The 5,893-nt window shown below is 73.3% G+C and carries 6 protein-coding genes; 4 read left to right on the top strand and 2 right to left on the bottom strand.

Annotation, left to right across the window (positions count from 1 at the left end):
- From ACVNF4_RS31375 to ACVNF4_RS31360, 4 genes are all read left to right on the top strand, one after another.
- Window positions 1-508 (top strand): thiamine pyrophosphate-dependent enzyme (locus ACVNF4_RS31375; protein WP_461806270.1); only part of this gene is annotated, 508 nt, incomplete at its 5' end.
- Window positions 509-542: 34 nt separating this feature from the next.
- Entirely contained in the window at window positions 543-1,484 is a 942-nt protein-coding gene (locus ACVNF4_RS31370; RefSeq protein ID WP_461806269.1) for a malate dehydrogenase, read from the top strand.
- Between the two features lie 28 nt (window positions 1,485-1,512).
- The gene (locus tag ACVNF4_RS31365) at window positions 1,513-2,973 is read left to right on the top strand and encodes an aldehyde dehydrogenase family protein (RefSeq protein WP_461806268.1); all 1,461 of its coding nucleotides are present in this window, start codon (window positions 1,513-1,515) and stop codon (window positions 2,971-2,973) included.
- Between the two features lie 166 nt (window positions 2,974-3,139).
- Window positions 3,140-3,520 (top strand): hypothetical protein, encoded by a 381-nt coding sequence (locus ACVNF4_RS31360; protein ID WP_461806267.1) that lies wholly within the window; start codon window positions 3,140-3,142, stop codon window positions 3,518-3,520.
- 61 nt (window positions 3,521-3,581) lie between these two features.
- Here ACVNF4_RS31360 and ACVNF4_RS31355 read toward each other — a convergent pair whose 3' ends face one another.
- Window positions 3,582-4,592 carry a carbon-nitrogen hydrolase family protein gene (locus ACVNF4_RS31355; RefSeq protein WP_461806266.1) on the bottom strand — a complete coding sequence of 337 codons (1,011 nt, stop codon included), beginning with the start codon at window positions 4,590-4,592 and terminating at the stop codon, window positions 3,582-3,584.
- Window positions 4,593-5,495: 903 nt separating this feature from the next.
- Window positions 5,496-5,893, bottom strand: a 398-nt coding sequence (locus ACVNF4_RS31350) for a helix-turn-helix transcriptional regulator (protein ID WP_461806265.1), incomplete at its 5' end; no start/stop codon positions are given.

Here is a 5,893-nt window from a genome sequence, read left to right as displayed (position 1 = left end):
CCCCGACACGGTCGTCGTGGAGGAGACCCCCTCCAGCCGGCCCGCCCTGCACGCCCTGCTGCCCGCCCGCGCCCCCCTCGGCTTCCTCAGCGCCGCCATGGGCGGACTCGGGTTCGCGCTGCCCGCGGCGGTCGGCGTGCGCCGGGCGCTGCCCGAACGGCCCGTGATCGCGGTCCTCGGCGACGGCTCCTCCCTGTACTCCGTGCAGGCCCTGTGGAGCGCGGCCCACTACGGGGTGGGCGTGCTCTTCGTGGTCCTCGCCAACGGGCGTTACGCGATCATGGACCGGCTCTCCGAGCGGGAGGGGGCCCCGGCCCCGGCCTGGCCCGCCTTCGCCGAGCTGAGCGTGTCGACCCTCGCGCGGGGCCTCGGCTGCCCCGCCGAGCGCGTCGAGGACCACGCGAGCCTGCTGTCCGCGCTGGACAAGGTGATCCCCACGCTCGCGGAGCGCCGGGAGCCGCTCGTCCTGGAGGTCGCCGTCGAGGCCGACCCCACCTACAGCTCCTGACCCTCCATCACCACTGAATCCGAAGGACACCCGAGTGAAGGTCGTCATCATCGGAGGCGCCGGCGGTATCGGCTCCTCGGCCGCGTTCAACCTGCTGTCCGCGCAGGGCACGTACGAGATCGTCCTCGTCGACACCCGCCCGCACATGATCACCAGCCACACCATGGACCTGGAGAACGCCCTCGGTCTCGGCGCGACCCCGGACACCGTGCGCGGCGGCACCCCCGAGGACGCCGTCGACGCCGACGTCGTCGTCCTCAGCGCGGCCGTGCCGCTGCGGCTCAACTCCTCGCGCTCCGTGTTCCTCGCCGACAACGCGCGCATCGTCGGCGACTGCCTGCGCCCCCTGCGGGAGGCGGGGGAGCGGTTCGGCGGGGTGGTGCTGATGCTGACCAACCCCGTCGACCCGCTGCTGACCTGGACCCACCGCCAGGGGTGGCTGCCCCGGCACCGGCTGATCGGCTACACCCTCAACGACAGCCTCCGCCTGCGCACCGGCATCGGCCTCGCCCTCGGCGTCCCGGTCAAGGACGTCGACGCGTGGATGCTCGGCGAGCACGGCGAGGGACAGGTGCCGCTGTACAGCAGGATCACCGTGCGCGGCGAGGCCGTCGAGCTGACACAGGAGCAGCGCCGCGCGGCCGAGGAGTACGCCGACACCTGGTACACCCGGCACGTCTCCCTCGACTCCGGCCGCACCTCCACCTGGACGACGGGCCTCGGCACCGCCCGCATGATCGAGGCCATGGCCACCGGCTCCGGCACGCTCCTGCCCGCCTCGGTGGCCCTGGAGGGCGAGTACGGCGTGCACGGCACCTCCCTCACCGTGCCGGTACGCCTCGGACCGCAGGGCATCCGGGACATCGAACAGTGGGACCTGCCCGCCCACGAGCACGACGCCATGGGCAAGGCCGCCGCCCGCGTCGAAGCCGCCGTCGCCGGACTCCCGGCCGACGCCCACGCCCAACTCTCCTGATTCAACGACGACTTAAGGAGCCGCACCCATGACCCTCACCAGACACCTCCTCATCGGCGGCAAGGACGTGCCCGCCGCCTCCGGACGCACCACCCACGACGTCGAGCCCTACACCGGCGAGGTGTACGCGACCGTCGCCGCCGGCGGACCCGAGGACGTGACGCGGGCCGTGGACGCGGCCCACGCCGCGTTCGAGGAGTGGGCCGCGCTCGCCCCCTTCGCCCGGCGGGCGATCCTCCTCAAGGCGGCGGACCTGCTGGACGCCCGGACCGAGGACGTCGCCGACGTGATGGCCCGCGAGGCGGGCGCGGCCCGGCCCTGGGCGTACTTCAACGTGTTCCTCGCGGCGAACATCCTGCGCGAGGCCGCCGCCGCGGTCACCGCGCCGCGCGGTGACGTGCTGACCGCCCAGGAACAGGGCGCGCTCGGCCTCGCGATCCGTGAACCCCTCGGCGTGGTCGCCGCGTTCGCCCCCTGGAACGCGCCCGTCATCCTCGGCGTGCGGGCCGTCGCCGCGCCCCTCGCCGCCGGCAACACCGTCGTCGTCAAGCCCAGCGAGGACGCGCCGATCGCCTGCGGGCTGCTCGTCGCGGACGTCCTGCGCGAGGCCGGGCTCCCCGACGGCGTCCTCAACGTCGTCACCAACGACCGCGCGGACGCCGCCGAGGTCGCCGAGGCGCTCATAGCCGACCCCCGGGTGCGCGCCGTCAACTTCACCGGCTCCACCGGCGTCGGCCGGATCATCGGCGAGCTGTCGGCCCGCCACCTCAAGCCGGCCGTGCTGGAGCTGGGCGGGAAGAACTCCGTGCTCGTCCTCGACGACGCGGACGTCGACTACGCCGTCGACGCCGTCACGTTCAGCGTGTTCATGAACGCCGGACAGATCTGCATGTCCGGCGACCGGATCCTCGTCCACGAGTCCCTCGCCGAGGAGTTCACCCGCAAGTTCACCGCCAAGGCGGCCTCCCTCCAGGCCGGCGACCCCGCCCACCCGCACACCGTCATCGGCCCGCTCGTCAGCGAGGACGCGGCCCGGCGGGTCGCCGAGCTGGTGGACGACGCCGTCGCCAAGGGCGCGCAGGTCCTCGTGGGCGGGGGTGAGCCGGAGGGCGCCGTCCACCCGGCGACCGTCCTCACCGGCGTGCCCGACGACGCACGGCTCCACCACACGGAGAGCTTCGGGCCGGTCTGCGTGCTGCGCACCTTCCGGACCGACGACGAGGCCGTGGCCCTCGCCAACGACACCGAGAACGGGCTGACCTGCGGCATCATCACCGAGAACGCCACCCACGGGCTGCGCGTCGCCCGCCGGATCCACACCGGCATCGTCCACATCAACGACCAGTCCGTCGCCGACGAACCGCAGGCCCCGTTCGGCGGCACCAAGGCGTCCGGGTACGGGCGGTTCGGGGGACGCTGGGGGATCGAGGCCTTCTCCAACACGCGGTGGGTGACGATCGCGACGCAGCAGGCGCACTACCCCTTCTGACCACGACCCGAACCCGAGCGCGGCCCCGGTGACGAACCGGGGCCGCGCTCGGGGCGTCCGGACGGACGTTTCGAAACGGGTCGAAGTGTTCGAATGCGCCCCTGACACCCCGATAGGCTCCCGCCGCGCCCGCTGACCGAAGGGCGCCGAACGGGAGGAGAAGACCATGCGCAAGAGCATCAGAGGTGCGTTCGCCGTCGCGGTCGCGACCGCCACTGCGGCCGTGCTGAGCGTCGGCACGGCGGAGGCGAAGCCCGCCGCCGACTCCTGGGGAACCTGCGCCGCCGGGTCGGTGTGCATCTTCCCGGAAGGGGTGAACCCGGGTGACACCCAGACCAGCCCCACCAACTCGTACTGGAGCTACGGGGCACACAACCTCCGCAACCAGACCGGCTGGCACTGGGTCTACAACAACCAGACCGGCGGCGCCCACGCCCACCTCTGCAAGGGCTACAACGGCGTCAACTGCGACTTCGACATGGACCCGGGCTGGGCCTACTGGGTCGACCTGGGCCCCGTGAACTCCATCGTCCTCGACCGGCCGTAACACGTCAGACTCCGGGGCCGGCATCGCACACAGCGGTGCCGGCCCCGGAGTCTGTGCGGGTTCAGCCCGCCAGCGGCTCGCCCGCGGGCTCGTCCAGGGCCGGGAAGTACGGGCCCGGGGCCCCGCCGGGGCGCAGGACGACGGACGTGGGCCGGTCGTCGTGCAGCAGGCGCGTCGCGTCGGGGCGGGAGTAGTGGCCGGCGAGGTCGGCGCCGTTCTTCGCGAGGTCGATCAGGGAGAGGTCGATGTCGGCGATCAGGAGGCCCTCGGCGTGCTCGTCGAGAGGCTTGCCGACAGGGCTGCCGTCGGGGGCGAAGATACGGGAGCTGCCCGCGCCGGCGGTGAGCAGGGCGCGCTGCTCGTCCGTGGTCGCGAAGATCTCGATGCCCCGCTCGCTGATCACCTGCGTGGCGGCGATGACGTAACAGCCCCCTTCGAGGGCGTAGGACTGCGTGAGGGCCATGTTGACCTCGGCGCCGAGCGAATAGGCGACGTTCTTGTAGAGGCCGAACGCCGGCCAGGCGGCGATGTGCACCTGCTCGTGCTGCGCGTACAGGGCGTACCGGTTGAGCGGGTTGAGGTGCTCCCAGCAGTTGAGGGCGCCGACCCGGCCGAGCGGGGTGTCGACGACCTTCAGGTGACTGCCGTCGCCCTCCCCGAAGAGGCTGCGCTCGACGTGGGTGGCCTTCAGCTTGCGGCGGTGCAGCAGGACGTCCCCGTCGGGCGAGATCAGGGTCTGCGCCATGTACAGGCTGCCGTGGTCCTTCTCGCTGTATCCCAGCGCGACGGTGACACCGCTGCGGCGCGCGGCCTGCCGGACGGCGGTGAGGTGACGGCCGTCCACGGTCGGGGAGTTCGCGTGGTAGCGGGCGACGTACGGCACCTGTCCCGCGACCGCCCCGAGCCACAGGAACAGGGGGTAGCCCGGGATCCAGGTCTCGGGGAACGCCAGCAGTTCCACGTCCTGCGCGGCGGCGTCCTCGATGAGGGCGATGGTCTTCTCGACGGTGGCGTCGGCGTCCAGCCAGACGGGCTCGGCCTGGACGGCGGCGACACGGTACGTGTTGGGCACTCGGGGGCTCCTGCCGGACGAGATTGCGCGAAGTGCCCCGACGGTAGGGGGCGGCGGCGGGGGCGGTGCGGCGTTGTGCGCACGGGGCTGCGGCGTTTTTCCCGACACGTGCGCGGGGGCCGTGCCGGCACGTTCGCCGGACCGGCCGCCACCGCTGCACCGGACGGGGCCGACGGCCCTCCGGCGAGGGCGTCAGCGCTACTGAGGGCGGGCCCTCAGCCCTCCGGCGGGCGGGCGTCGGCTCTTCGGCAGGTCGCGTCAGCCTCCTGACGGGCGGCTGGCCGTCGTGTCCCGTCGTAGTTCCGCCGGGGTCCGTCCGTCGGCTCTCCGGCGAGGGCTGTCAGTGCTCCGGCGAAGGGCGTCGGCCGTGCAGCGCGAGTCGTCCGCCTGCTGCCGAGCGCCTTCCGCCGGCCGTTGTCGGTTGTCCGGCAGGTTGCGTCAGCCTCCTGACGGGCGGCTGGCCGTCGTGTCCCGTCGTAGTTTCGCCGGGGTCCGTCCGTCGGCTCTCCGGCGAGGGCTGTCAGTGCTCCGGCGAAGGGCGTCGGCCGTGCAGCGCGAGTCGTCCGCCTGCTGCCGAGCGCCTTCCGCCGGCCGTTGTCGGTTGTCCGGCAGGTTGCGTCAGCCTCCTGACGGGCGGCTGGCCGTCGTGTCCCGTCGTAGTTTCGCCGGGGTCCGTCCGTCGGCTCTCCGGCGAGGGCTGTCAGTGCTCCGGCGGGCGGGCCCTCAGCCCTCCAGCGCAGGGCGTCGGCCGTTGTCGGTTGTCCGGCAGGTTGCGTCAGTCTTCTGGCGGGCGGCCTGCCGTTGTGTCCTGTCGTAGTTCCGCCGGGGTCTGCTCGTCGGCTCTCCGGCATGGGGCGTCCGCCTGCTGCCGAGCACCTTCCGTCGGTCGTTCGGCAGGGTGCGTCAGCCTGCCGGCGGGCGGCCCGCCGTCACGTCCCGTCGTAGCTCCGCCGGGGTGCGCCCGTAGGTTCGTACGAACGCGCGGGTGAACGTCGTGCGGTCGCTGAAGCCGCAGCGGGCGGCGGTGGCGGAGACGGTGAGGTCGGTGTAGCGGGGGTCGGTGAGGAGGAGGTGGGCGGCGCGGAGGCGCTCGGTGCGGATGAAGGCGGCGGGGGAGGTGCCGTCGGCCGCGAAGAGGTCGGCCGTGTAGCGGGGGGAGACGCGGTGGCGGCGGGCGATCGCCTCCGGGGTCAGCGCGGGGTCGGCGAGGTGTTCGCGGACGTAGCCGCGCATCGCGGCGAGCAGCGCCTCCTTGCCGGTGGGGACGCCGGAACCCGCCCCGGCCGCCGCACGCAGCGCGG

This window comes from Streptomyces sp. S6 (assembly GCF_054880855.1).
Note: the sequence above shows the minus strand (reverse complement) of the source record. Positions and strands in the feature narration are given on the sequence as shown.